This window comes from Anaerolineae bacterium (assembly GCA_013178165.1).
In the GTDB taxonomy this organism is placed as follows: Bacteria; Chloroflexota; Anaerolineae; order Aggregatilineales; family Ch27; genus Ch27.
Map to the genome: position 1 here is coordinate 89,731 of JABLXG010000004.1, position 26,291 is coordinate 116,021.

At 64.2% G+C, this 26,291-nt stretch carries 19 protein-coding genes, 1 tRNA gene and 1 pseudogene; 13 read left to right on the forward strand and 8 right to left on the reverse strand.

Annotated features, from left to right (window positions below):
- Positions 1–19: 19 nt before the first annotated feature.
- Positions 20–1,396 carry an Hsp70 family protein gene (locus HPY64_03460; GenBank protein ID NPV66185.1) on the reverse strand — a complete coding sequence of 459 codons (1,377 nt, stop codon included), beginning with the start codon at positions 1,394–1,396 and terminating at the stop codon, positions 20–22.
- A gap of 225 nt (positions 1,397–1,621) precedes the next feature.
- Between HPY64_03460 and HPY64_03465 the strand changes: the two genes are divergently transcribed.
- The 6 genes from HPY64_03465 to HPY64_03490 all read left to right on the forward strand — a co-directional run bounded on the left by HPY64_03465 (position 1,622) and on the right by HPY64_03490 (position 6,641).
- Positions 1,622–2,218, forward strand: coding sequence for a 50S ribosomal protein L9 (locus HPY64_03465; protein NPV66186.1), 597 nt, complete (start codon positions 1,622–1,624; stop codon positions 2,216–2,218).
- 7 nt (positions 2,219–2,225) lie between these two features.
- A complete protein-coding gene (locus HPY64_03470; protein ID NPV66187.1) occupies positions 2,226–2,576 on the forward strand; it encodes a hypothetical protein in 351 nt (116 codons plus the stop codon).
- Between the two features lie 61 nt (positions 2,577–2,637).
- Positions 2,638–3,882: a DUF4115 domain-containing protein gene (locus HPY64_03475; protein ID NPV66188.1), complete on the forward strand. Its 1,245-nt coding sequence runs from the start codon at positions 2,638–2,640 to the stop codon at positions 3,880–3,882.
- Positions 3,883–3,896: 14 nt separating this feature from the next.
- Complete coding sequence (rimO, locus tag HPY64_03480) at positions 3,897–5,324, forward strand: 30S ribosomal protein S12 methylthiotransferase RimO (GenBank protein ID NPV66189.1); 1,428 nt, start codon at positions 3,897–3,899, stop codon at positions 5,322–5,324.
- A 151-nt stretch (positions 5,325–5,475) separates the two neighbouring features.
- Complete coding sequence (locus tag HPY64_03485; protein ID NPV66190.1) at positions 5,476–5,949, forward strand: heme-binding domain-containing protein; 474 nt, start codon at positions 5,476–5,478, stop codon at positions 5,947–5,949.
- Positions 5,950–6,206: 257 nt separating this feature from the next.
- Complete coding sequence (locus tag HPY64_03490; GenBank protein ID NPV66191.1) at positions 6,207–6,641, forward strand: Rrf2 family transcriptional regulator; 435 nt, start codon at positions 6,207–6,209, stop codon at positions 6,639–6,641.
- A 90-nt stretch (positions 6,642–6,731) separates the two neighbouring features.
- Here HPY64_03490 and HPY64_03495 read toward each other — a convergent pair whose 3' ends face one another.
- The 7 genes and pseudogenes from HPY64_03495 to HPY64_03525 all read right to left on the reverse strand — a co-directional run bounded on the left by HPY64_03495 (position 6,732) and on the right by HPY64_03525 (position 18,119).
- Entirely contained in the window at positions 6,732–7,682 is a 951-nt protein-coding gene (locus HPY64_03495; protein NPV66192.1) for an MBL fold metallo-hydrolase, read from the reverse strand.
- Positions 7,683–7,694: 12 nt separating this feature from the next.
- On the reverse strand, positions 7,695–9,734 hold the full coding sequence (locus HPY64_03500; protein NPV66193.1) for a phospholipid carrier-dependent glycosyltransferase: 2,040 nt from the start codon (positions 9,732–9,734) through the stop codon (positions 7,695–7,697).
- Positions 9,735–9,793: 59 nt separating this feature from the next.
- Positions 9,794–10,300 (reverse strand): hypothetical protein, encoded by a 507-nt coding sequence (locus HPY64_03505; GenBank protein NPV66194.1) that lies wholly within the window; start codon positions 10,298–10,300, stop codon positions 9,794–9,796.
- Positions 10,275–11,543, reverse strand: a complete 1,269-nt coding sequence (locus HPY64_03510; GenBank protein ID NPV66195.1) for a hypothetical protein — start codon at positions 11,541–11,543, stop codon at positions 10,275–10,277. The genes HPY64_03505 and HPY64_03510 overlap by 26 nt, the downstream gene beginning before the upstream one ends.
- Complete coding sequence (locus HPY64_03515; GenBank protein ID NPV66196.1) at positions 11,544–12,995, reverse strand: hypothetical protein; 1,452 nt, start codon at positions 12,993–12,995, stop codon at positions 11,544–11,546.
- 1,042 nt (positions 12,996–14,037) lie between these two features.
- Positions 14,038–14,118 (reverse strand): annotated as a pseudogene (locus HPY64_03520) (heat-shock protein).
- Positions 14,119–16,433: 2,315 nt separating this feature from the next.
- Positions 16,434–18,119 (reverse strand): SH3 domain-containing protein, encoded by a 1,686-nt coding sequence (locus HPY64_03525; GenBank protein NPV66197.1) that lies wholly within the window; start codon positions 18,117–18,119, stop codon positions 16,434–16,436.
- A gap of 278 nt (positions 18,120–18,397) precedes the next feature.
- On the opposite strand from HPY64_03525, the gene HPY64_03530 reads away from it, so the two are divergent.
- The 7 genes from HPY64_03530 (at position 18,398) to HPY64_03560 (ending at position 26,271) form a co-directional block, all read left to right on the forward strand.
- Positions 18,398–19,183 (forward strand): class I SAM-dependent methyltransferase, encoded by a 786-nt coding sequence (locus HPY64_03530; GenBank protein NPV66198.1) that lies wholly within the window; start codon positions 18,398–18,400, stop codon positions 19,181–19,183.
- 3 nt (positions 19,184–19,186) lie between these two features.
- Positions 19,187–20,059, forward strand: a complete 873-nt coding sequence (locus HPY64_03535; GenBank protein ID NPV66199.1) for an alpha/beta fold hydrolase — start codon at positions 19,187–19,189, stop codon at positions 20,057–20,059.
- A 60-nt stretch (positions 20,060–20,119) separates the two neighbouring features.
- Positions 20,120–20,192 (forward strand) — tRNA-Lys (locus tag HPY64_03540).
- Positions 20,157–20,393 (forward strand): aminopeptidase, encoded by a 237-nt coding sequence (locus HPY64_03545; GenBank protein ID NPV66200.1) that lies wholly within the window; start codon positions 20,157–20,159, stop codon positions 20,391–20,393. Before HPY64_03540 ends, HPY64_03545 begins: the two co-directional genes overlap by 36 nt.
- Before the next feature lie 258 nt (positions 20,394–20,651).
- On the forward strand, positions 20,652–23,258 hold the full coding sequence (clpB, locus tag HPY64_03550) for an ATP-dependent chaperone ClpB (GenBank protein NPV66201.1): 2,607 nt from the start codon (positions 20,652–20,654) through the stop codon (positions 23,256–23,258).
- Positions 23,259–23,614: 356 nt separating this feature from the next.
- Positions 23,615–25,270, forward strand: coding sequence for an ABC-F family ATP-binding cassette domain-containing protein (locus HPY64_03555; GenBank protein ID NPV66202.1), 1,656 nt, complete (start codon positions 23,615–23,617; stop codon positions 25,268–25,270).
- 62 nt (positions 25,271–25,332) lie between these two features.
- A complete protein-coding gene (locus HPY64_03560; protein ID NPV66203.1) occupies positions 25,333–26,271 on the forward strand; it encodes a GNAT family N-acetyltransferase in 939 nt (312 codons plus the stop codon).
- Positions 26,272–26,291 lie beyond the last annotated feature (20 nt).

The window sequence follows — 26,291 nt, forward strand, 5'->3', positions numbered from 1 at the left end:
CGCCGGGCGTTATCCTGCTTCAACGTCCCATGTGGCCGTTGCTCGCCGCAGCGATGGCCAGCCCGGAGGAGACGCTCAGGAATGGCTTGTGTGGGCGCAGTTTTTCCCGGCCAAAGCGGGCGGCGAGCAGATCGGTAATAGCTGGCGTGGCCGACGCGCCACCGGTGCAGATCACGATGGCGATGTCGGCAGGCGTGCGTCCCGCGGCGCTGACCACCCGGCTGACCGCCCGGTCAATCTGATCGAGGTAGTCCTGGATGGCTCGTGTGAACATCTGGCGGGTGATGCGCTGATCGATGTCGATTCCCTCCACGTGGAACGACAGGGTGACTTCTTCCTGCTGGGAAAGCGCGATCTTGGCCTGCTCGATGGCCTCAAAGAGCTGGTAACCGTGCTTGTTGTTGATCAGGGTGTAAAGCGCGGTGAATTCCGGCCCGGCTTTGTTGACGGTGGCCGCCCGCTTGATCTCGCGGAAGTACTCGTGACGAGTGAGGTCTGGGTGGCGTGCCCAGTCCAGCAGATAATCGTAGATCTCATAGGAGAGCTTGCGGTTGCCTTCGTGTGCTTTGCCGTAACCGAAGTGCTTCCACAGGAACTTCTCCATGATCCGCTGGTCGAAATTGTTGCCGCCGATGAGCAGGCCTTCAGTCGCTAGCACAGTGGGCGGCTCCGACCCGCCGATTTCGGCGACCGTCAGGTCCAGCGTACCGCCGCCGAAGTCAAAGATCAGGGCTGCCTGACGTTCGCTCAGGCTGGCGTGGTAGGAATAGGCGGCGGCGATTGGCTCCAGCATAAAGGTGACGCGCTGAAATCCAGCGGCGTGGGCAGCCTGGCGCAGGATCGCCTCTGCACGCGCGTCATGGTGCGGGTTGCCGCTGAAGGTCACCGGGCGGCCAAGCAGTACATCCCGTACCGGTTGACGGGCGGCGCGCTCGGCGGCCCCGTGCAACTCGCGCAGCAACAGGGTGATCAGTTCTTCGATGGTGTACAGGCGGCCAAAGATGGCCGTCCCGGCGTAATTGGGGTTGCGCAGGGCGGTCTTGATCGATTGTAGCAGGCGGCCATAAGCGCCGACGTCTTCCTGCACGAAGACGTCGTGGTGAATCAGCACCGGCTCCACCTGGCCACCCAGCGCGGAGGGCATGTCAATGGTTACCCAGTAATCGATGGTCCCGGCGTGGCGGGTTTCCCAGATAGCGGGGCGACCGGTATCCTCGCTCAGGTAGCGGCGAGCGGCGGTCTTGCCAAGCAGATAGTCGTAGCTGCGCATGATGTACAGCAGCGAGGGCAGCACCCCTGATTCCTCGCTGAACGATGACTGCACGATTGTCAGGTCGCCGTCCCGGTAGAGTGCGGCGCTGGAATTGGTCGTGCCGAAATCAAGCCCCAGGATCATCCCCCTGTCCCTCTTGGTTCCCTGGCCACCCGGCCCTGTTCCGTTGTGGTTGTAAAGCGCTGAAAGCGCTAACAATACCGTGCTGCGGCGCATCTGGCAACCACTTCGGCGGTTGTTCCTGGCCTGTGACTGTGCAGCGAGCGGCGAGATCGACTCTTGTCGGGGCGGGGCGGATAAGGTAAGATAGCGCCCTGATACTCCATCAGAGGGAAGGAATCCGGGAAGATGAAAGTTATCCTCACGGCAGATGTCTACAAGCACGGCGTGGCAGGTGAGGTGGTCAGGGTAGCGGATGGGTACGCCCGTAACTATTTGATCCCCCAGGGCCTGGCCGTCAAGGCAACGCCTGGTGCGCTCAAGCAGAGCGAAAAGCTGCGGGAGACGGCGGCGGCCCGGCGGGCGGCCCTGGAGAACCAGCTGAATGAACTGGCGCGCCAGATCGATGGTGTGACGCTGGTCTTTGGCCGGCGGGCCGGGGCTAACGGCAAACTCTACGGCTCCGTGACCTCGAGCGATATTCAGCAGGCGCTGCTGGAAAAGACTGGCGTGGACCTGAACCGCCGCCGGATCGCTCAGCAGTCCATCCGTGAACTGGGCGAGTTTGAGGTGCCGGTTCGTCTGGGCAGCGAATTCACGCCCAAGCTCAACGTGATCGTCGTCCGTGAAGAGGAACTGGCCAGCTATCTGGCCCCGGCAGCGGAAGCCGCGGCCCCTGCGGAAGAGGAAGCGGCTCCGGAACTGGCCAGCGAGAAGATTGTCGAACTGATCAAGGAAGCCGAAGCCAGAACAGCCACCCTCGGCGAAACCGGGACGGCGGAATAGGCCGGGCATGCCCTCTGACTCTGATCGCGAACATGCGACGCTGATCCGGTACCTGATCGACACGTTGCCCTGCGTGGAATGTGGCGGTTCTTATGGCACGGAGGACATCGCCGTCGTCGATGAGGACGCGGAAAGCTGGACCCTGGTAGCCCAGTGCCCGCATTGCGGGGCGGAGAGCGTCGTCAGGGCGGTGCTGGATGATGATGCCGGGGCGCCAGCGGTTGAAACTGGCGAACCGGTTGCACCCGAAGCCGGGGACATCGCGGTCGATCTGCCCCCTGATGCGGCGGAGATCGCCGCCTGGCGACGCTTTCTGCGCGAATTTGATGGCGATCTGCGCGATCTGCTGCGCAGTTGACCGCGCGGCAGTCGCCGCGTTTGATTCTGCTGGGTGAGGCTTGTCGAGCGAACGGGCCAGCATGGAAGCCGAAAGGCTGGGACAGCAGCTGCGCAACGCGCGCGAAGCCCGCGAACTGACCCTGGAAGAGGTGGAGCAGGCGCTCCGCATCCGGGCCAGGTACCTGGAGGCGTTTGAAGCGGGCGCATATGGTGACCTGCCGGGGGCTGTGCAGGCCCGCGGCTTTTTGCGCAACTATGCCCGCTTCCTGCGCCTGGATGAGGAAGCGATCCTGGCGCAGTTTGACGTAGCCTGGGCTGCCCATGGTGGCGGGCAGGGGCGTTCCTCTGTCGTCCGGCGTGGCGCTCCTCCCGCAACAGGGCCATTGTCTCCCGTTGCTCCGCTGGCGGAGCATCCCTTTGCTGTGGCTGCCGAAGCGGGACGGCGTCGGCGATCCGGGATCGTTTTCGGGACGCTGATCGGAATTGTCGCCCTGATCGGGCTATGCCTGGGCGGGACGCGGCTGGTAGAACGTTTGCTGACCGCGCAGGCGGATCGGGCAGGCACCGACCTGGTCAGCATCCTGCCGACCATGCCTTCGCTCACACCCAGCGCCACGTTCCTGCCTTCGCCTACGCCCCTGCCGGGAGCGCGACAGATGGCCGGGGCGACGCCGATCACCGATCGGGTTGTACTGGATGTCAGCGTAGTGCAACGCACCTATCTGCGGGTGACGGTTGACGGCGTGGAGATCTTCAACGGGCTGGTCCGACCGGGCACGCAGTTGCAGTATCAGGCCCAGCAGGTGCTCAACCTGCAGGCCAGCAATGGTGCCGGGCTGGAAGTAGTCTTCAACAACCTGCCGCTGGGGCCGCTGGGGCTGCGCGGCGAGGCCATCGATACAACCTTCACGCCCGACCTGGTGCTGACTCCCACGCCTGACCTGGCTCCAACAGCGACTTTTACCTCTTCGCCGACTCCGGTGACTGATGTCACCTTTGCCACAGTGGAGGGCACGCCCGACCCGGCGCTTTCCGGCAAGGCGGGGCAGGGAGCCGGCGCTCCGACTCCGCTGCCGCTGCCGGATGTCGCCCGCGATGTTTCCGGCGGTGCGACGTTGACCGGCGTCCCATCTGAGCCGTCGCCGACGCTGCCCGTTCCCGGTGGCATCCCGACGATTGCGCCTTCCGTCACGCCGACGCTGACGGCGACACCATCACCTACGCTGACACTCACCGCCACGCCCTCACCGACGCTTACCCCGTCGCCGACGCCGATTCTGCCGCCGCGCTTGACCAGCACGCCGGTGCCCGTCAAAGAACCCTAGAAAGACACTCGCTGATGCCCCATCGCCGCCAACGCTACTACCTGCTCAGCCTCGGTTGTGCCAAGAATACCGTCGATTCGCAGAGCATGGCTCAACTGCTGGAGGGCGCAGGCCTGCGCGGGACGGACGATCCCGCCCAGGCCGGTGTGTTGATCGTCAATACCTGCGGATTCATCGAGAGCGCCCGCCAGGAATCGATCGCAGCGCTGAACGATCTGGCTGCGCTTAAGCGCGAGGGCCAGTTGCTGATCGCCGCTGGCTGCCTGTCTCAGCGGGTCGGGCAGGAATTGGCCCGGCAGGTGCCCGGTCTGGATGGCGTGATCGGCACCCGACGCTGGATGGATATCGTCGATCTGGTCAGCCGCCTGCGCCAGCGCCGCCACCCAGAGCCGATCTACCATCTGCCGGATGAGGCGCTCACCGTTGGCGCAGACGAGCGCGGAACGCTGCGGGCCGCCCGTCAGGGGGCTAGCGCCTACCTGAAGATCGCCGACGGTTGCCGCCGCCCGTGTGCTTTCTGCGCCATCCCCATGATCAAGGGCACGGCCGTCAGCCGACCACTGGCCGCAATCCTCGACGAAGCTCGCCGTCTGCGCGACGATGGAGTCAAAGAGTTGATCCTGATCGCGCAGGACCTGACCGACTACGGCCACGATCTAGGTCTCAAGGAAGGCCTGGCTCAGTTGCTGGAAGCGCTGGTCAGGGCGGTGCCGGAGATACCCTGGATTCGGCTGATGTACGCCTATCCGGGGGCGGTCACCCCGCGCCTGATCGACCTGATGGCGGAGACGCCGCAGATCCTGCCCTACCTGGACATCCCGTTGCAGCACGGCCACCGCGATACCCTGCTGCGGATGCGCCGCCCGGCCAACGTGGAGTGGGTCTACCGTACTATCGAGATCATGCGTGCCCGGATGCCCGACCTGGCGATCCGCACGACGTTCATCGTTGGCTACCCCGGAGAGACCGAAGAGGAATTCGCGGCGCTGCTGCAGATGGTGCACGATCTGCAGTTTGACCGGGTGGGGGTGTTCACTTACTCCTATGAAGCCGGGACACCCAGCGCTGCCCTGCCGGGCCAGCTGCCGGAGGAGGTCAAGGAAGCCCGCCGCGACGCCCTCATGACGCTCCAGCAAAGCATTTCCCTGGCCCGTAATCAGGCCCAGGTGGGCCGGGTGCTGGGCGTGCTGGTGGAAGGTCACGCCCGCGCGGAAGACGAGCACGGCCAGCCGCTGGATACGATCATCAGCGTAGGTCGCAGCTACCGCGATGCGCCGGAAATCGATGGCTACGTGGTGGTGGAAGGGGAATTGCCGGTTGGGGAGATCGTGCCGGTGCGCATCACCGGGGCGATGACCTACGATCTGATTGGAGCGCCGGAACTGGCGCCAGGGCGGGTGATTGCGCCGGGGCAGGTCTACGGACCGGGCGATCTGGCGTAAGCCCTGACGGGTACGGTCTGGCAGTGCTACTTATCTTGCCCCTTGCCGCGTGCAGCAGTGGTGCTGTTGTACGGCCCCCCTGCCTGAGCGCCCGGTACTATAATCCCCTCGTCTGTTCACCGGTCGCCAGATCAGCGTATGGAGGCAAGGCATGCAGCCGCACCAGAGAAGATTCTTGTCGATTGTTGTGGGGATAGTGGTTGTCGGGTTTATTGTTTTGCAGCTTATTCCCTTTAAACAGCGTACCAACCCACCGGTGACACTACAAATCGCCTGGAACTCCCCGCAAACGGAAACGCTGGTCAGAAACGCCTGTTTTGATTGTCACAGCAACGAGACGCGCTGGCCCTGGTATTCGGCTATCGCGCCGGTGCGGTGGCTGCTGGTGGATCATGTCGAAGATGGGCGAGACGCCATGAACTTTTCCACAGGGGATCTGGAGCTGGATGAGATCGTCAAAGAGATCGAACGCGGGGCAATGCCACCGGCGTACTATACTCCGTTGCATCCGGAAGCGAATTTGACGCCCACGCAGCGTGAGCAGCTCATTGCTGGCTTGCGCGCATCGCTGGTAAATCTGCCCGGTGGCGAGAGCGAGCAAGAAGGCGATCTGGATGATGATTAGGCCGGGCAAGGTAGTCTGGCAGGGGGCACTGCTTTGGCATGTGCCCCTTTTTGTCATAGAGAGAGCATGGTAAGACGCGCGCCCCCTGCCTGTTTCAGGAAGGTATGAGCGGCAGGAGAACCGATTAGGAGGGGTTGATTGTCGTTGCTCCTCATGACGTGTGTCACTTGAGGATTAATTTGCATTTTACTACTCTTAAATGCAGAATAAGCCCAACAGGCACCTGCTCTTGTGTTGCCTGCGACATGGAGTTGATTATGCAGATAACGCGTCAAGCTGATTATGCGGTTCGCGCCGTTCTTCATGTAGCCCAGCTTAAGGAAAATGAACGGCTTGCCACTTCCGTTATCGCAGAGGAAGAGAATATTCCCCTGCCGTTCCTGGCCAAGATTGTCTCCCAGCTGTCGGTCAAGGGTATTCTGGATGCCATGCGCGGGGCAAGCGGCGGTGTGCGCTTGGCCCGCCCGGCAAGCGAGATCTCTTTGCTTGAGGTGATTGAGGCGATTGATGGAGAAATCAGCCTTAACCGCTGTGTGCTGAACGAAGAAGCCTGCACCAGCACGGCCACCTGCCCGGTGCATGAGGTCTGGTGCGAGGCGCAGCGCGACCTGGTGCGTCGTCTGCAGGCGACCAATTTTGACCAGCTGCTGGAACGCCAGGCGGCGCTTTCCCAGCAAACCCAATCCGCCTAGCTGTCCGGGGATCGCCCGGCGTGACAGGCCGGATCGTGCAGGCTGATGGCCACACGATCCGGCCTGTTGTCGTTCGGGAACCGCCCGGTGCTACGCTTTGGCTGGTTCCAGGCGGGTGACCGGCTGGTTCTTGACGATGCTGAAGCGGTCAAAGTCGCGGGCGACGAACGTATTCGGAAAGATGGCTGCCGCCTCGTCCAGGATATCCCGTTCCCGGTTGCGACGGGAGAGGTGGGTCAGGATCAGCGTCTTGACACTGGCCTCCTGCGCGTAGGCGGCTGCTCTGGCGGCTGTCATGTGGCCGAAGTCTTCGGCGAAGTTGGCTTCATCGCTGCGATAGGTTGCCTCCATCACCAGCGCATCGGCGCCGTGAATCGACTCCGGCAGGTTGTCCGTCCGGGCGATATCGCCGATGAGCACCAGCCGCGCTCCCGGCATGACTTCTCCCAGCACATCATCAGGATGGATGATCCGGCCATCCGCCAGGGTGACCGATTCACCCGCGGAAAGGCGGCTGCGCTCTGGCCCGGCGGGGACGCCGAGCGCCTCGGCGCGTTCCGCCAGAAAGGGGCGGCGCGGCTTTTCCGCAAAGATGAAGCCGAAATTGCCCGGCCCGCGGTGGGTGACCGGGAAGGCCTCGATGGTGAACTTCTTCGTGTCGAAAGCGATTCCTGGCTGTAGATCCACCAGGTGGATCGGCATCGGTGGGCGCTGGCCGCGCAGGACCACGCCGTAGATCAGGTCCTGGACGCGGTCAAGGGTGTGCCGACCGCCCCAGATTTCCAGCGAATCGATGCTTTCCCAGCGCATAAAGGTGGAGAGCAGCCCGGCCAGGCCGAGAATGTGATCCAGGTGACCATGGGTGAGCAGGATGCGGTTGAGGCGCTTGAAGCCAATGCCGCTCTTGAGCAACTGCCGTTGCGTGCCTTCACCGCAATCTACCAGAAAGCGGTACTCTTCGGCCAGGACGATCTGCGCGGGCAGCCCACGCAGCACTGACGGCGCCGAGGCGGAGGTTCCCAGAAAAACCAGTTCGAACATGCGCTGTCTGTCCTAGCCTGTGGCTTCGCCTGCTGCGGTGACCGTGATCTGGTACAGGAAGAGCCGGTCACCGCGCACACGATCGCCGTCAAAGACGGGCAGGCGCAACCCGGACCCGGCCTGGTACGCACCGATGGACAGATCATACTGGCCGGGCGGGATCGAATCGGGCAGGGTGACATAGCTGACCTGCAGGAAGATATCCCGGTTGTGCAACGAAGGCGGCCAGACATTGATCACCGAACTCTGGCTGACAATCGCCGCCGGATCGGAAAGCACATGGGTGAAGATGCGCAGGTCAGCCGGGATGGGGCCATCTGTCCGCCAGTAGGTGACTACCGGCACGACACCGCCGGGGGCATAGGTGGGGTTGTCTGGCGGCGCGTAGCCCAGGTAGGTGATGTTGCCGCCAAAGCGCACCGGCAGCCTTGCTGCGCCCGCACCGCCCGGCGATTCCGGCGCGTAGCCGGTCGGCGCGGTGGTCATGAAACGGCCGACGGTGTCACCCAGGGCGCGGGCAACATTCACCTGCAACACGCTGCCGTCGGCCAGGCCGGGCACAGGGACGGAGGGCTGGCCTTCCAGCCAGGCCCGCAAGGCCGGGTGAATGCGATCGTAGATCGTCCGGTCGGTGAAGACGATCTGCTGCTGGGCGCCGCCTTCAGCCAGAATCAGCCCGTTGGCGCAGTCCACGTAACGCAGTGGCGCGTTCTCACGGTGCATCATCAGTTCCAGTAGCAGGGGATCGCCGGGCTGCGCCGCTGTGTTCTGCAGGTGTGGGCTGCACACGACGGTCGGGATGCGGTGAGCGGTGCGGTCGAGATGGGCGGCCAGGGCACCACGTCCGGCGTTGAAGGCCTGCCGCACGGCCGGCTGCGCCGGAAAGCGGATCAGCAGGTCAGTGCCCGCCCAGAGGAAATTGGCAGCAATCAGCCCTGCGGCCAGCCAGGGCAGGGCAGCACGCAGGCCGGGCCGGTGATCGACCAGCGTATCCAGGGCCAGGTCAGCCCCGCGCCCGACGAGCAGATATAACACCGGCAGGGCGCCGGTCAACGCTGTGAATGCACCGGGGCGGGTGCTCAACAGGGCTGGCACCAGGCCGATGGCTGCCGCCAGTACCGGCAGGAAGGCTGAGGGTCGCCGCCAGTAGGCCAGCCCGTGGGCCACCCCTCCCAGCAGCAGAACCGCGCTGAGCGGGCCGAACAAGGGCCGTCCGGGCAGGTTGAAGGCCGGGTCCGGGTCGCCGCGCGGGAAGATCGCCGCCAGCCCATTGATGATCGATCTGGGCAGGCTTTCCGGAGACATTGCCGTCTGCAGGGCAGCTAAGCCGCTTACTTCTGGCAGGCGCACAGTCGTGACCAGATACGGGATGATGACGATGACTGAGAGCAGGACAGCAAAGATGCTGGCGCCAAAGGCATGGCGCGAAATCGGCTGCCGGCTCAGGAACAGATAGGCGACGGCTGCTGTGACGGTGATTGCCAGGAAGATGCCAAACCAGTGCACATACAGGCTGCTGGCGACGACGATGCCCAGCAGCGTGTAACCGGTCAGAGTGGGTGTTTCCGGGGAGACGCGCTGGCGGAGGTGGAAGGCGTTGACCAGGGCCAGCAGAGCGCTTACCGTCCACAGTGGCACCAGCGCTTCCCGCAGGGAAAGTCGGCTGAGGAGGGCTGGCCAAAAGCCTGCGGCCAGCAACCCGGCGGCCAGCAGCGCCGCCCGCGGCCCGTATAACCGCCGGGCCAGGGCGTAGAGCAACGCTACAGTCAGCAGACCGCTCCAGACGGAAGGTAGCCGCAGGGTGATCAGCCCCTTGCCGGTTGGGCCGGTGAGGACCGCCTGCAGGACATGGAACATCATCTCCTCGATCTGGCCCAGCTCCCGGTCGAAGACACGGATCGCCCCGGCGCTGGCGTGCTCAGTCATGAGCAGGCTGGCCATCTCGGTGCTGTTGAAGCCAGGCGGGATTGTCCCCAGGTCCCACAGACGCAGACCCGCCGCCAGCAACAGAAGAAGGGTGGCCAGGACGAGATAGTGATGACGTTGGCTCAAGACGTGGACTCCTCGGCAGGATGGTCTGCGCCGCCGGCCCCCGGCGGCACACCGCCCGATTATAGCGCGGTTGCCACCGCCGTAAAGGCCAGTACCAGCGCGCCCAGCGCCAGGTTGAGCGCGTTAAGCCGCCGTTCCCGGCGCAGCAGGCGGGCGGCTTCCGCCGGATCGGCCTTGCCGCGGGTGCGCAGGATCGCCAGCCGCTCCTGGGCTGGAGCCACGCCGAATTGCAGCAACGCGCCAACGATGATCATCCCGCCGATGGCGATGTGCTTGAGCAGGATAGCCCGGCTCCAGGCGCTGTCGAAGACAAGCAGACCGTTGTAATTGGGATCGCCGCTGGTCTGGAACAGGCCGGTGACGATCAGGATCACCAGGCTCAGGTTAGCCCATGGGGTAAAGCGCCGGCGCAGTTCAGCCAGCAGTTCCGGCCAGCGGGGATCATCGCCCAGCGTGCGAGCTGCCGCCGGCCAGACCACCAGCACCAGCAGCGCCAGCCCGCCGATCCAGACGATCGTCGCCAGCAGGTGGAAGAAGTAGCTAATGGCGAGGACTGAGGGGTACATGTTGCACACTCTCAGGGTCGCGGGCAGGGATGATTGTGTCCCCCATAATCTTTTCCATATTGGCCAGGTCGATGTATGCTTGCCGCACGCCGTAATCCTCGCCGAAGCCGGGCGTTGTCACCGCCCACCAGTACTCTTCGTCGGCTTCGGTCCATTCCGGGGCGGCAATGTAGATCGTGCTCATCAGCCCAACCCAGGGCCGCCAGTGTTCAGCGGCGTAGCGGTAGGCACCGACCAGATAAGCGGCCTGCGTCGCCTCATCCACTGCGAACCAGGCGTAGTCCGGGTGGATGCCAGGGTTGATGTGCCAGCCGAATTCCAGCAAGGCGACCTGCCGCTCGGCGTCGCCATTGGCGATCTGGATACGCCGCATATCCTCCACATGACGGAAGACCATCCAGCGCCGCTGACCGGCCGCCTCTGCCTCGTCGGGCGACATCTCCGGCGGATTGTTGTAGCCGGGAGCGTGTAACCCCAGGACATCATAGACTCCGCTCAGGCCGGCGTCAAACATCTGTTGCAGGTAGCGTTCATCGGGGACAGCCGTCGGCGGCTCGGTCCCGGTCGGAGCCAGCCCGGCGGAGATCACGATCGCGGCAGGGTCGGCGGCCTTGATCGCCGTGTAGCACGCGCCCAGTAGCCGGACATAACCGGCGGCGTCCGGGGTGTAACCGGCCCATTCGCGCTGGAGGTTTGGCTCGTTCCAGATCTGATACCCGGCGATCTGGCCTTTGTAGCGGGTAGCCAGCGCCCCGCAGAATGCCGCGTAAGCCTCCACGTCAAAAGGGATGCCATCGGGGCGCGTGGCCGGATCAACGATCGCCCATTCAGGGGGATGGTCGACGCGGGCAACTAGCTGGCGGCCCCGGTACAGCACCTCAGCCACTACCTCATCGGCCCGGCTCCAGTCCCACACATCCGGCTGCGGCTGAATGTCGCCCCAGGCGAAAATCTGCTTGACGTGGGTGAAGTTCATCAGCCGGATCATCTCCAGGTCAAAGGTCCGTGCGTCAGGACTCCACCACAGGAAAGCCTGGATGCCGTACGTGAGCGACTCGAAGTGCGGCTCAGCGATTGGTTCCGGGGCAAGCGGCCCGTTATAGGTTGGGACGGGCGTCGCCGTTGGCGCTGCGGTCGGGGTAGGAACGGACAGCGGAGCACACCCCGCCAGCAGGTTAGCAGCAAGAAGGGTCAGGCCAAGCGCGATCGCGCTCGCCCTGACCCCCCAGTTCCAGAGGCTCATCTACGGTCCAAAGCGCTCCAGGCGATACTGAGCGATGGCGTCCCACGCCGGGGCGGGCTTGCTATCCGGGCGCAGGATCGAGTAGGGCACATTGTCGTTGCTGGGATCAAAGCCGGCCTGAGCGCCGTAGTTCAGGTTCCAGATCCAGGCCAGCCAGATGATGCCCGATTCTTCAAACCACTGCACCGCCTCGATGAAGTATTCCGCCTGTTCCTGCAGGGTGTTGTCCTGGGCGAACTCGAAGCCGCGGGGATAGCCGCCCAGGTCCTCAGAAACAGCCCAGCCGAACTCAGTCACGCACAGGCGCTGATTGCCGCCGGCTAGCTGGATCTTATTGGCGTACGTGGTCAGCGTGGAGTACATGCTCCAGGAGTGATGCGGGTTGTCAAACGGGCCGCGGAAGCGGGCGGTGCGCGCCTCCGGCTCACGCGGGGCCACGTCCCAGGCCACCAGCGGGCCAATGTTGTAGCCGTTGTGGTGTGCGCCCACGCAATCAGCATAGTTGAGCATGCCGTTGTTGAGCAGGGCGTCCAGGTAGGTGAAGTCGTCAATGGCGCTGACACGGCCATCCGGCTCCGTCCAGCCGCCGCCCGGCGAGAGCGCGCCGCTGATCACGATGATGCCGGGGTCAATGGCCTTGATGGCGTTGTAGGTGGCGGCGAGCAGGGTGATGTATTCGCGGCTGCTGAGGCCGTTAACCGAGGCCCATTCGCGGTCGAGGTTCATCTCATTCCAGACCTCGATGGCGCCGATCGTGCCGGGGTATTCATCCAGATAGCGGTTGAGGATGGCCGTCACGAAGTTGACGTAATCCTGCGGGTTGGCGGGCGGGCCGTGCTTGCTGAGGTCGGCGCCAGGCTGGCGCGCCCAGTCCGGCGCGGTGACGATGCTCAACATCACGTTGACGCCCTTCTTATGGGCTTCCGGGATGACGATGTCCAGGATCGTCCAGTCGATGTTACCCTTCTGCGGTTCCATGACTTCCCAGCGGGTCTGGTGCTTGATCCAGTCCATGTGAAGCTGGTCTTTGACGACGGTCATCCAGTACTCGTAGATGTCGTAGCTTTCCTGCACCTGGATACCGAAATCGAAGTCGGTGCGCTCGATGAAGGGCAGGGTAGGTTCTGGCGTCGGCTCAGGCGGCTCGGTAGCGGTGACAGTTGGAACCTGGGCCACAACTGCCGGGGTTGAAGTGGGCTGGGCTTGCGCCAGTTGCGGGATCGGTGTGGCTGCCACTATACGAGTGGGCAGGGCGGTCGGCTGGCTGATCTCAGCGGCGCTGACCACAACCTGGCCCGACGACTCCGGCAACAGCAGACCGGAGGCCAGGAAGATGGCGACAAAGGTTGCCAGGCCAAGCACCAGAGTCAGGCCGGCCCAGATCAGAGTAAAGGCGCGCATCTGGCGGCGGCGTTTACGTTCCGATTGCACGGCAGGGATTTCCATCGTCATCGCTCAGTAGCTCCTTACTGGAAGCCGGGAGGGGCGGCCTTCACAGCCGCCCCCGGCGCAGGCAGGTTCACCCGGCAACGCTACGCAGTGCGTCACAGGCCGGGCATCCGCCGCCCGGGCGGACGATGGCGTAACCGGCCATCGGGTCCCCGGCGTAGTTGGTGAAGTTGACGTTCCAGATGATCATCAGGCGGACCTTGCCGCTGCTGCTGAGGAGCACGGCGGCGCGGGCCAGCCAGGCAGCCTGCTGGGCGACGGTAGTGTTGCCGCCCCATTCGAAGCCGGCGGGCGGCGGGCCGTAGCCTTCCGGCGAGAGATAGCCCAGTTCGGTATAGCACACCGGGCGGGAGCCGCCGAAAGGCGCCCAGGCGCGGTCGGTCATCGTTGTCAGGAAGTAGGTGGGGTAGCCACCGCGTGGGTCACCGCCGACCTGATCGGGCGGGACGATGCCCTCGTTGTAGTGGGCGCCGATGCAGTCAGCGAAGTTCGCCGCGCCAGCGGCGGCCATGCCAGCGTAGTAACGGTCGTCATTCCAGACGCGGTCAGTGCCAAAGGCGCCTTCCGCGCCGGTGGGGGCCAGTGCGCCGGTGATGACCATTGTGCTACCATTGGCCCCTTTGATGGCGTTGTAAGATGCCTGCAGCATCCGGACGTACATACCGGGGTCGATGCGCCCGGTGGGCCATTCCCGATCGATGTTCATCTCGTTCCAGACTTCAATGGCATCCGCGCCGAGCGCGGCCAGGCCAGCATTGAAGCGAGCGAAGGCGGCGAAGTAGTCGCCTTCCGAAATGCTGGCCAGTTCGTTGGGATAGCCCACAGAGCCGATCAGGATCTTGAAGCCGTTGGCGTGAGCGGCATTGATGATGCCCGCCTGCCCGCCCGGATCGGCGCCGTAGTTGTAGCGCACCTGAACCTTAACCCAGCGCATCCCGGCGGCCTGCATGTAGGGCACGGCGCTGTTGAAGTCCGCCACATGCCCGCCGATCTCAAAGCCGCCGCTGATCCGCCCTGCCGGGATGACCGGCGCAGCGCCGCCCCCGCTGGGCGCAGCGACTACCGGGCGCGGCGTGGGCGTCGGCGTGGGGGTTGGTGTGGCGGTTGGCGCAGGGGTGTTGGTGGGGAAGGCGACAGCCACCTGTTGCCCGCCGCGTCCGCTTTCTTCGCCCCCGCCAACCACCGCCACGTTGATAGCGTAGTTGCCGTCCTGGTCAATCGCCTGCCACTGGAAGCGCTCGCCGACGCTGGTGGTGGCTTCTTCCACCACGGCGCCGGAGGAGGCGACGACTGTCCAGCGCAGGGCCAGGTTAAGGTCGCTATCGGCTGGCGGGGCAGCGTTGAGGGCGAAGTTGGTGAGAGCCTGCAGGATGTCCGGGTGAATTTCCCCGTTCAGCAGGTCGCGGATGGCCACGCCGCCGATATTGAACGGCCTGATGATGTTCATGCGGTGCAGTAGGGCGCTATGGGTGGTCAGCCAGATGCGATTGCCACCCTCATATTCGATGTAGGGTGTCTGGGCGGCCTGATCAAAGCCGGTTGTGGCGGGGGTGCCATTGAGTGTTGCTTCGATGGTCGTGCCCGGCAGGAAATAGTGCCGCTCGCTGGCCGTCACAATCTCAACATCGCCCAGCCCGGCGACGGCCTCCGCAAACGTGATCGGGACAAAGACAGGCGTCTCCCCGCCGATCTGGCGGAAGCTCCGGGCGGAGAGACTGATCTGTAGCTTGTAGCGGCTGATCTCGCCCACTCCCCAGCGTAGCATCCGCTCCACCAGCCCGCCGGAGACGAAATCGACCGGGTTGTCGCCCAGGGTGACCTGCACGTAGTCAGCGTAGCGGCCAATCTCACGCCAGTCATAAGCGCCGGTGTTCCATGGCTCGCCGACTGCGCCTTCCTGCGCCGCCGGGACAACCACCAGCAGGCTGCGGCCATTGGCGTGCAGGGCGCGCCCCAGGCCGCGGATGAACAGCGAGAACTGATCGCGGTAGACCGGATCGATGCCGCGGTAGTCGATGGCGATGCCGGTGACGGCTGTGCCCTGGTAGCAGGCCTGGGCGCAATTGGCCAGCTCCTGGATATGCGCTGCCAGCAGATTCTCGCTGCTCAGGATAGTCTCAACCGTGCCGGTATCCAGGGCGTTGGGATCGCTGTAGTTGCGGACGGCCAGGAAGACCCCGTAGCCGGCGCCGGTCTGGAAGTTGGCGGCCAGACTGCCTTGCAGCGTACCCTGTAGCGTAGGCTGCAGCCCGGCTGGCAGTACCATACTGGCGACCTGAGCGACTTCCGTCGTGAGCGCCTCGGTCACGTCCAGAGGGATGGCCACCGTCGGCGCTGGCGCAGCCGTTTGGAAAACCGCCACATGCTGCGGGATATAGGGCAGATCAGTGACGATGGCAGCGTTGCCTTCAGCCAGCTGGGAGGGGATGAACGCCCACTGACCGGCGGACTCGTCATAGCTGTACAGATCGAGGGTGTCCAGTGGCTCCGCCCCCGCGGGGGTGGTGATCCGCAGGCCGATGCGGCCGGGCGCTTCACCTTCGTAGGTGATGGTGTACACCGGGCTGAGCAGGGTCAGGGCCGGGGGCAGGCTCCGGCGGGCGGCAGCGACCCATTCTCCCTCTGCCGTGCCGCCGGTGAAAGCAGCAGTCTCCACCGCGCTGAGAGCTACGCCAAACCCCTCGCCTGGCTGGGCTGGGTCAATGGTCAGCGTCAGGCCGTCAGGATGACTGACGCCCGGCGTTTCGGCGTTGAGGGCCACATACTGGGGACCGCTCAGCCGATCGAGTAGCGAGAAGGGCGGCAGCAGCAGGCCGATCACCACCAGCACAATCACGACAAAGCCGAGCACCAGTGCTGGCAGCAGGCAGCCGCCGCGCTTTGGCGCTGGCCGGCGTCCCTGCGGTGGTGGGACGGGCGGCATACCCCGTGGCGGCGTGACCGCCCTGGCGCTATCCCGTTCCAGTTTCACGGCGGGCAGCGAGGGCGGCGTCTTGGGCGATTCATGGCGGGGGGCTTCCGCGTTATCCTGCGTCTGTGGCTCAAGTTCTGGCTGAGAATCGTCGTTGGTCACGAATGTCATAGCTTCATCCTTCATCTGGAGGGCTGCCCGGCAAGGACACTGCTCTCCGTCATAGTCAATCCCGCTGGCGGGGTGCCGGGTGCAGGCGGCGTGCTACAGGGCAGACCGCCCCGCCCGGGTATACGTGATCAGCGGGCGATATATACCATATCCCGGCGAATTGTCCATAGCTTGGTGCGGTTTCCCATTGCGGGCGATGGCGGCAGGAAGCCGCAGGGACGCCGGGCAGAGCGCCAGAGAGAGGGCCAGACAAGGGGCTTAAGCCCCCTGTCGCTGTCTCTCGTCTTGCTTGCTTTAGCCGGAAAACCGGAGCATCGATCAAGCTTGCGGGTCCTTTGTTTACACGGCTGTCCGCCGGGCTACCAGATTCCGGCCAGGGCACGGCAGGCCGGGCAATCCCCGCCGGGCCGCACGATGGCATAGCCGCCCTGCGGGTCCTCGCCCCAGCGCCCGGTGAAGTCCACATTCCAGACGATGAACAGGCGGACCCTGCCGCTGTTACGCGCCATACGGGCGGCCTCCGCCAGCCACTGGGCTTGCTGGGCAACGGTTACATTGGCGGCCCATGAAAAGCCACCGGGTACCGGGCCGTAGCCTTCCCCGGAGAGATAGCCGATCTCGGTGAAGCACAGCGGTCGCTGCCCGCCGAAGGCACCCCAGTAGAGATCGACCATGCTGCGGTAGTACCAGCTATAGTGCCCGCCGCCTGGATGACCGCTGGTCTGGCCCGGCGCGGTGGCGCCAGCGTTGTAATGCACACCCACGCAGTCCATGTAGCGGGCTGCGCCAGCGGCGGCCATGCCGCGGATGTAACGATCGTCATTCCAGACGCGGTCGCTGCCAAACCAGCCCTCTGCGCCGGTGGGAGCCGGGGCGCCGCTGATGACCAGCGTAGAGCCGTTGTTGGACTTGATGGCGTTGTAGGCGGCGGCCAGCATCTGCGTGTACCAGTTCGGGTCAATACGGCCAGTCGGCCACTCCCGATCGATGTTCTGCTCGTTCCAGACCTCGATGGCATCCGCGCCCAGCCGGGCCAGGCCGCCCAGGTAACCGGCAAAATTGTTGAGGTAGTTCGGATCGCTGGCCAGCTCGTTAGCGTGGCCCTTGACGCTGAGCAGGATGCGGAAGCCGCGGTTATGCGCGTCAGCGATCAGCCCGGCCTGGCCGCCCGGATCGGCCCCATTGTTGTAGGTGACCTGGCGCTTGACCCAGGTCATCCCGGCGGCTTGCATCCAGCCCTGCTGGCTGAAATCGGCCACCTGGCCGCCCAGCATAAAGCTGCCGGAAGGCGCCGGGTTGGCGACCGGGGGCGGCGGCGCAGCGGCAGGCGCGCCGGAGGCGGCAGGCTGCGCCTGGGCTGCCGGGATCGCTGCCTGCGCCGCTACAGCGCTGACGCCGCTTGGCGCAGAGGCGTCCAGCACGGGCAGGCTCCCCAGCGCGGCAGGGGTGACATCAGTATAGCGAGCTACTACCCAGCCGGTGATCCCGGTACTGGTGGTGCCGTAAGCCCACAGGCCGCTGGCGTCACGGCCCTTGAGGCCGATCTGTACGCCCAGCGCCAGCGTCCCCAGACGACGATGCTGGGTGCCGGGGCCGCTACGGATGTTGACCCGGGTGACGACCGTGGCCGTTGCGCCGTAGCTGCCTGGATCGAACGCGGCACCCAGCGATGCATTTCCAGGAGCGCTGGCTGGCGCGGAGACGGCGACAGTCTCCCCGCTGATGGGTAGGCTGTTGATGTTCAAATCCAGGCGCAGAGCCAGCCAGCTGGCCTTGACCCAGCCGGTGACATTCGCTGATGTAGCGGCCAGCAGCCAGACGCCGTCTTCGGTGCGGCCTCGCAGGGTCAGCAGCGTGCCATTGGTCAGCCGCTGGACGATCGGGGCGCTTTCGTCAGGCGCAGCACGCATGTTCAGGTAGGTCGTGACCACCTGTGCGTCGGCGACAGGCCCCTGCGCCTCAACGGGTGGCAGGAGCGTGACCAGCAGCGTCACTACCAGGGCCAGCGCGCCCAGGCGCGGCAGGAGGAATTGCAGACTCTTCATGCTTCTCTGCTCCAGTCGTGGCTTTGGGATTGCGGACGGGAGGTGATGATCATGACCGGCAATATAACAATTTGGTAGAAACACGGATACACTCAGCGGGCCGGACTGTACCCCCTGAGGCTGGTTGTAGTTTAGCATCTGTAGAGGGGATTGCAACCGCCCCTGCCTGACGCTCAACCGCCGTTGACCTGATAGGCAGATGACGGCGGGTCTTCACAGCGGGCGGGCGGCGTGCTATGCTGACGGGGCACGATGAGCCAGGTGGAGGAGTGTGGCGCGTGAGCGCGAACGAATCACGGGACTTTTATGAACTGGTGGCGCGGTACTACGATGCCGAAAATGCGCACTGGACTGACGATCTGCCATTCTACGCGGAACTGGCCGCCCAGACCGGCGGGCCAATCCTGGATGTGGGCAGCGGGACCGGGCGGGTGCTCTTTTACCTGGCCCGGCAGGGTTACCGGGTCTGGGGTTTCGAAACGTCGCCGCAGATGCTGGCCCGCGCCCGTCGCCATCTGGAAGAACTGCCGGCACTGCAAAAGCGCGTGACCATGTTGGAGGGCGATATGCTGGGCGCCCAGCTGGAGGAGCGCTTTGCCCTGATCACGATCTCCTACCATACCTTCATGCACCTGCGCACTCAGGAGGAACAGATCGCGGCGCTGAAGCGCTGCAATGAGTGGCTCAGACCGGGCGGGCAGGTGGTCATCGATCTGCCGGATGTGGGCAGCCTCTTTGCCACGCCGGATGATGGATCGGTTGTCCTGGAGCGCACATTTGTTGACCCGGAGAGCGGGCGGCTGGTTATGCAGCAGTCGGTCAGCGAACTGGATCGCGCCGCCCAGTTGATGCACATCACCTGGATTTACGACGAATTGGACGCCGATGGTGTGGTGAGGCGGTTGGTTGCGCCCCTGACATTGCATTACTATTTCCCGGCGGAAATGCACCTGTTGCTGAGTCTGGCCGGGTTGCGCGAGGTTGCCTTCTATGGCGACTACGACTTCGGGCCGTTTGTGGATGGCTGCCCGCGCATGATCGTTGTGGCGGAGAAAGGCACCTGATCGATGAGCAAGCGACTGTGGCTGGGGCTGGCAGTCGTGGCGATTCTGCTGGCGGGCTGTGAGGAAGTCAGGCCGACGCCGTTACCAACCCGCACACGGATGCCGGAGATCGCCCCCAGCCCGACGGTCAACCCCGTGCTGCCCAGCGTCGATCCCTTCACCCAGCCGGGCCAGAACATCCCGGAAGCCGCCGCCGCGCCCAGCGGTATGGATATCGAAGGTGTGGTCCCGCTGCCGGGCGAATTCAGCTACGAAGTAGTTGCCAGCCAGGACAGGCTGCGGTTGCAGGCTATGCTTTACCCTGCCGATGTACAGCCGGCTCCGGCAGTACTCCTGCTGCCGATGCTCAATGGCCGCAAGGAGGACTGGCGGCCGCTGGTGCCGGTATTACAGCAGGCCGGCTATACCGTGCTGACGGTAGACCTGCGCGGGCAAGGGGCCACCGGTGGCACGCCCAACTGGACCCAGGCCCGCCAGGACGTGTTGGACATGCTGGCTGACTTGCAGGCGATGGATGGCGTGGACGGCGAACGCATCGCCGTGATTGGGGCGGGGATCGGGGCTAACCTGGCCCTGACGGGCTGCGCGGTCAGCAACTTCTGTGATGCGGTGGCGGTGCTCAGCCCTGGTCTGGACGATCAGGGGGTGTTGACAGAGGGTGCTGTGACCCAGCTGGGTAACCGTCCGCTGCTGTTAGTTGCGGCGGTTGATGATACGGTCGCCGCTGCGGCGGCGCAGCGGTTGGACGGGTTGGCAGGTGGGCCGCATGATCTGTTGCTGCTCGAAGGCAGTGCGCGGGGGACAGCCCTGCTGCAGGCGCGGCCCGACCTGCCGGGCACGTTGCTGGCCTGGTTGAATGCTAATTTGCAGCGGTAAAGCGGCTGAAATTTCGCCTTGACACTGGCTCCCGGCAGCGTATAATGTCGATTACCATCTGGCCCCGTAGCTCAATTGGCAGAGCAGTTGACTCTTAATCAATTGGTTGGAGGTTCGAGTCCTCCCGGGGTCACAGCCAGTGAAAGCGCCCACAAGAAATGGCGCTTTTTTGTTGGGCGGCTCCTTCCACCTGGCGGTGGGGACGGGCTTCCCGGAGCTGGGCGGCAAGAACCAGTCTGCCATCCACTGGGACATGATCTGTGACATGCGCGCTGGTGGCGAGATCAACGTCGATGGTGAGCTGTTCTACCGGGATGGTGAATTTGTGGTATAGGCTGGTTGGAGTCCTTGCGCTGCGTGGAGCAGCACGCAGGGTCGGGAGGGAAAAAGTCATCCAGAGTGGCAGGAAAGCGGCGGCTGACCCCGCCGTTTTTTTTGAACACCAACCTGTATGCGCTGCATTTTTCCAGGACTCTGATGCACCTCTTACTTGTTTTCGACGTACTTCTTATACTGCCTGCCTATAGTGGGAACGGTAAACATTCCAACCTGAATGAAATTCCTCCATCAGGGGGATTATTGGGAGTATCTTATGGATCTGAACCGTTTCACCACCAAAGCACAACAGGCGGTGTTAGCGGCGCAACGGCAGGCGGAAGGCGCCGGTCATCCGGAAATCCAGCCGGCTCACCTGCTGTATGCCCTGCTGACTCAGCCGCAGGGTGTCGCCCCGGAGGTTATCGCCAAGATTGGCAGCCGCCCGGAGGCGATCCTGGCCGAGGTGAAGACCCTACTTGATGGGTTTCCGCGTCTTGGTCACCGCGATCAGCAGATCGGCCTGAGCCGTGCCGCCTATAACGTCCTGACCCAGGCTGAGCAGGAAGCTCGCCGGATGAAGGACGAGTATGTCAGCACCGAGCATATCCTGTTGGCGCTGACCAAAGACGATTCCATGGGTGCTCTGCTGGGGCGTCATGGTATCGACGAGCATAACGTCCTGACCGCCCTGACCGCGATCCGTGGCGGGCAGCGGATCACCAGCCAGGACCCCGAATCCACGTTCCAGAGCCTGGAGAAGTACGGGCGTGACCTGACCGCCCTGGCCCGCCAGGGCAAGCTTGATCCCGTTATCGGGCGCGATCAGGAAATTCGGCGGGCGATCCAGGTGCTCAGCCGCCGTACCAAGAACAACCCGGTGCTGATCGGCGAGGCTGGTGTTGGCAAAACCGCCATTGTGGAAGGTCTCAGCCAGCGCATTGTCAATGGCGACGTGCCGGAGGGCCTGAAAAACAAGCGGATTGTGGCCCTGGATATGGGCAGCCTGGTAGCCGGCGCCAAGTTCCGTGGCGAGTTCGAAGAGCGGTTGAAGGCAGTGCTCAAGGAAGTCGCCGATGCGCAGGGCGAGATCATCCTCTTCCTGGATGAGCTGCACACGATCGTCGGCGCAGGTGCGGCGGAGGGCGCCATGGACGCCAGCAACATGCTCAAGCCGATGCTGGCGCGTGGCGAATTGCATTGCATCGGCGCGACCACACTGGATGAATACCGCAAGCACATCGAGAAGGATGCCGCGCTGGAGCGGCGCTTCCAGCCGATCTACGTCGATGAACCCAGCGTTGAGGACACGATCAGCATCCTGCGCGGCCTCAAGGAGCGCTACGAAGTGCATCACGGCGTGCGCATCCAGGACAGCGCAGTGATTGCTGCGGCGACCCTCAGCCACCGGTACATCACTGACCGCCACCTGCCCGACAAGGCCATTGACCTGATCGATGAGGCTGCTTCCCGCCTGCGCACGGAAATTGACTCTAAGCCGCAGGAACTGGATGAGGTTGACCGGGCGATCATGCAGCTGGAAATCGAGCGCGAGGCGCTCAAGAAGGAGCGCGACAAAGCTTCCCGCGAGCGGCTGCAAAAGCTGGAGGCGGAGCTGGCCGATCTGCGTGAGCGTTCCAACCAGCTCAAGATTCGCTGGCAGGCGGAAAAAGAGGTCATTCAGGCCATCCGCGCTGTCAAAGCGGAGCTGGATCAGGCTCGTGTGGAACTGGAAAAAGCCCAGCGTCGCTTTGACCTGGAGGCGGCATCGCGCATCCAGTACGGGGTCATCCCGGACCTGGAGAAGCGCCTGCAGCAGGAGGAGGCCCGCCTGCGCCAGTTACAGGAGAACGGCGCGATTCTCAAGGAAGAGGTTGACGCCGATGAGATCGCCACGGTGGTTTCCCACTGGACGGGCATCCCGGTCAGCCGTCTGCTGGAAGGCGAGATCGCCAAGCTGCTGCGCATGGAATCGCGCCTGCATGAGCGCGTGATCGGCCAGGACGAAGCGATCGCGGCGGTTAGCAGCGCCGTGCGGCGCAGCCGGGCCGGTCTACAGGACCCGCGGCGTCCGATGGGCAGCTTCCTGTTCTTGGGGCCGACAGGGGTTGGCAAGACGGAACTGGCGCGTGCCCTGGCTGAATTCCTGTTTGATTCGGAAGACGCGATGGTGCGCATCGACATGAGCGAATACGGTGAGCGGCACAGTGTCGCTCGTCTGATTGGCGCACCGCCGGGTTATGTTGGCTATGATGAAGGTGGCCAGTTGACCGAGGCCGTTCGCCGCCGTCCGTACGCTGTCATCCTGTTCGACGAGATCGAAAAGGCGCATCCGGAGGTCTTCAACGTCTTCCTGCAGGTGCTGGATGATGGGCGGTTGACCGACGGTCAGGGCCGCACGGTGGACTTCACCAACACTGTGATCATCATGACCAGCAACATCGGCAGCCAGTACCTCAAGGCCGCTGGCAGCGCCGACGATCCCGCTGTCCGAGAGCAGGTGCTCAGGGAACTGGATCGGCACTTCCGACCCGAATTCCTCAACCGGCTGGATGAGATCATCCTGTTCCACAATCTGCGCAAGGAACACCTGTTGCGTATTGTGGACATCCAGATTGGGCGGCTGGGGCGCCTGCTGGCTGAGCGTGGTCTGACGATCAGCCTTAGCGATGCAGCCCGGGCCTTCCTGGCCGAGCGGGGGTACGATCCGGTCTTTGGCGCGCGCCCGCTCAAGCGTGCCATCCAGCGCGAGTTACAGGATCCACTGGCCGAGCAAATTCTGGCAGGCACGCTGCGCGAAGGCGATCACATCTGGGTGGATGTCGATCCGTCGGGCGAACGCCTGAGCTTCCAGGCTGTTGTCCCGGAAGCTGCGGCTGCCTGACACGGAGCCGCACCCCGACAGGAAAGGCTATTGACACCTGGTATAGCCGTCCCGTACAATCGAGGGCAGTAACGGTGCAGCAGGAGGTTGTAGATGATCCGCGTAACGGCCCGTTAAAAGGACGCACCGCGCCTTTGTGACGTGACGTTACGGCACACCTTGCGCCCGGCTTCCGGGCCGGGGACTGCAACCGCAATTGACTCACATCGCCTCACACAGCCGCGGGCGTCTTGCCTGCGGCTTGTTGTTATCTGTGCGGCGGCCCAGCCCACGTAGGCTTGTGGCTGCCCCGGGTTGGAAGACAGCTCTCGGCTGCAGGCGGCGCCCGCTTTTTGAAGGGAAAGGAAGCCGCCATCATGTTAGCAGTCAATCAACTTACCAAACGTTACGGCTCGGAGCTGATCTTCCGCAACGTCAGCTTTCTGGTCAATTATGGCGAGCGGGTCGGCCTGATCGGCCCCAATGGCTGCGGTAAGTCCACCCTCCTGCGCATCATCGCCGGGGAGGAGGCTCCCTCCGCCGGGAGCGTGAGTTTCACGCCGCCAGACCTGCGCGTCGGCTACCTGCCGCAAGGGCTGGAGCCACCGCCTGGCGCGACGGTGGGCGATGTGCTCTACCCGCAGGCCAGGGCGCTGGCCGCGCTGGAAGCCGATCTGGAGCGCCTGAGCACACAGCTCGCTGACCGGCCCGATGATCCATCAGTAGTGGCTACCTATGCCGCCGTCCTTGGCCGGATCGAGCGCCTGAGTCGTCTGATCCAGCCGGAGACCAGCGGCCCGATCCTGGCCGGGCTGGGGCTGGATGGCCTGCCACTGGATACCCCCGTGGCCATCCTCAGTGGGGGGCAGAAGACCCGGTTGGGACTGGCTCGCCTGCTGATCGCTGCGCCGCAACTGCTGTTGCTGGATGAGCCGACCAACCATCTGGATATCACCACCCTGGAGTGGCTGGAGGGTTGGCTGGCGAGCTTCCCCGGCGCGGCGCTGATCGTCAGCCATGACCGGACTTTCCTTGACCAGACCGTGACCCGTGTAGTGGCGATGGACCCGTTTGAAATGACGGCCCAGAGCTACGCCGGTGGCTACACGGCCTATATCGACGCTGTGGCCAGAGCGCGGGAGAAGCAGTGGGCGCAGTGGCGCGACCAGATTGTGGAGGTCGAGCGCTTGCGCCGCGATGTCGAGCGGACAATGGCTCGCGCTATCCGCAAGGAAAACGCCACGAAGAACGACCAGCAGCGGCGCTACGCCAAAAAGGTTGCCAAAAAAGCCAAGGCGAAGGAAAAGCGTTTGGAACGCTACCTGGAATCTGAGGAGCGCGTGGAAAAGCCGCGCCTGACCTGGCAGATGAAGCTGGACTTTGCCGCTATCGAGCCGGGCAGCCGTGACGCGCTGCGCCTGGTCGACCTGGCGGTAGGCTATGATCCTGCTGCTCCATTACTGGCCAACATCAACCAGACGATCCGCGCCGGGGAGCGTATCGTCCTGCTGGGGCCAAATGGCTGCGGCAAGACCACCCTCCTGCGCACGATCATGGGCGAATTGCCGCCGCTGGCCGGGAGCGTTTACCTGGGGCCAAGCACGCGGGCCGGGTACCTTTCCCAGGAACAGGATACGCTGGATGTTTATGAGAACGCCCTGGAGGCAGTCCTGGCCGTGGCTACCCAGAGCGAGACAGAGGCCCGCACCTTCCTGCATTACTTCCTCTTCAGCGGGGATGACGTATTTGTGCCGGTTCCCGAATTGAGCTATGGCGAGCGCGCCCGGCTGATGCTGGCCCTCCTGGTGGCGCAGGGCTGCAATCTGCTTATACTGGATGAGCCGATCAATCACCTTGATGTGCCGTCGCGGGAGCGCTTCGAGCAGGCCATGAGCAGCTTTGACGGCACTGTGCTGGCCGTGGTCCATGACCGTTATTTCGTCGATCGCTTCGCTACGCGGGTGTGGATGGCGGAAAGCGGCACGGTGCACGCCTATCTGGATCGCGCGGAAGCGCGAGCCGCTCTCGGATGATGGCTCCGGCGTGGGTGTGGTAACAAGCCGGGGAGAAGCTTCCCGGCGGGATGGCGAATGCGATGGCTGAACTGATTGTGCGCATGGCGACGCTGGATGACACCGCCGCCATCACTGCAGTCCATACTTCCAACATCGAACGCTGGCAGCGCGTGAACGAGGCCGGGGTTGTCGAAGATGTTCCCTACGAACAGTTGCGCATCTACGAGCGCTGGCTCTACGGCGGCCCGTGGATGAGTGTGGAAACCTGCGCCGTGCACCTGACCCACCTGTTGCGCGGGGCGGGCCTGCCCGTTGTGGCCGAGGCAACGGGGCGCGTCGTCGGGCACGGCGAAGCCTATCATGGCGTCGAGCCGGAGCCGTTCGGCTCGCACCTGCACGTCTCTGTGCTGTATGTCCATGCAGACTACGCCGGGCAAGGGGTGGAACAGGCATTGCTGACTCACCTGATCGCGTTGGGTAAGGAGCGCAGCTGTGCACGGGTATGCCTGCCCGGCGCGGATGCCAGGGCGTTCTATGACGGTGAGGACTGGCGACGGTTGGTCCGCCGCCAGCGGGTCAGCTGGCCGGCGCGGAGCGGGCAGGTGTTCTACCAGGCCACGCCCCATCCTGACGACGACCCGGCTCAAATTCGCGGCTGGGCCATGCCGCTGGGCCGCGAGCAGAGCGCCCACTATGAATGGGTGACCCACTGGCCAACGCTCTGGATGGCGGTGCCGGAGTTGCGCGAGCAACGCGTCGAACGCTTCAAATTCCAGGTGGCGGGCGGGACATTCTTTGTGATGTACATCCAGTCGCGCTATGACCCGCGCTGGGCCACACTTTACGTCTGGTCAGGCACACCGTTGATCGGGCCAATGATGACCGCCATCAACGACAAGGCGCACAAGCTGGGCTTCCGCCGCCTGGAATCGATCGTGATCGGGGAGCCGTACGGTTTCCTTGGCCCGGAGGTGGAGCGCCTGGACGAGCCGCGCGACGTATTCAGCATCGAACTGTGAGCCTGCCGCGCTTCCGGTGG

Coding starts and splice junctions, on each gene's coding strand:
- HPY64_03515 (NPV66196.1), bottom strand. CDS start 12,995: ATGACGATGGAAATCCCTGCCGTGCAATCGGAACGTAAACGCCGCCGC.
- HPY64_03525 (NPV66197.1), bottom strand. CDS start 18,119: ATGAAGAGTCTGCAATTCCTCCTGCCGCGCCTGGGCGCGCTGGCCCTG.
- HPY64_03510 (NPV66195.1), bottom strand. CDS start 11,543: ATGAGCCTCTGGAACTGGGGGGTCAGGGCGAGCGCGATCGCGCTTGGC.
- HPY64_03460 (NPV66185.1), bottom strand. CDS start 1,396: ATGATCCTGGGGCTTGATTTCGGCACGACCAATTCCAGCGCCGCACTC.
- HPY64_03535 (NPV66199.1), top strand. CDS start 19,187: ATGAGCAAGCGACTGTGGCTGGGGCTGGCAGTCGTGGCGATTCTGCTG.
- HPY64_03470 (NPV66187.1), top strand. CDS start 2,226: ATGCCCTCTGACTCTGATCGCGAACATGCGACGCTGATCCGGTACCTG.
- HPY64_03505 (NPV66194.1), bottom strand. CDS start 10,300: ATGTACCCCTCAGTCCTCGCCATTAGCTACTTCTTCCACCTGCTGGCG.
- HPY64_03485 (NPV66190.1), top strand. CDS start 5,476: ATGCAGCCGCACCAGAGAAGATTCTTGTCGATTGTTGTGGGGATAGTG.
- HPY64_03475 (NPV66188.1), top strand. CDS start 2,638: ATGGAAGCCGAAAGGCTGGGACAGCAGCTGCGCAACGCGCGCGAAGCC.
- clpB (NPV66201.1), top strand. CDS start 20,652: ATGGATCTGAACCGTTTCACCACCAAAGCACAACAGGCGGTGTTAGCG.
- HPY64_03495 (NPV66192.1), bottom strand. CDS start 7,682: ATGTTCGAACTGGTTTTTCTGGGAACCTCCGCCTCGGCGCCGTCAGTG.
- HPY64_03490 (NPV66191.1), top strand. CDS start 6,207: ATGCAGATAACGCGTCAAGCTGATTATGCGGTTCGCGCCGTTCTTCAT.
- HPY64_03560 (NPV66203.1), top strand. CDS start 25,333: ATGGCTGAACTGATTGTGCGCATGGCGACGCTGGATGACACCGCCGCC.
- rimO (NPV66189.1), top strand. CDS start 3,897: ATGCCCCATCGCCGCCAACGCTACTACCTGCTCAGCCTCGGTTGTGCC.
- HPY64_03465 (NPV66186.1), top strand. CDS start 1,622: ATGAAAGTTATCCTCACGGCAGATGTCTACAAGCACGGCGTGGCAGGT.
- HPY64_03555 (NPV66202.1), top strand. CDS start 23,615: ATGTTAGCAGTCAATCAACTTACCAAACGTTACGGCTCGGAGCTGATC.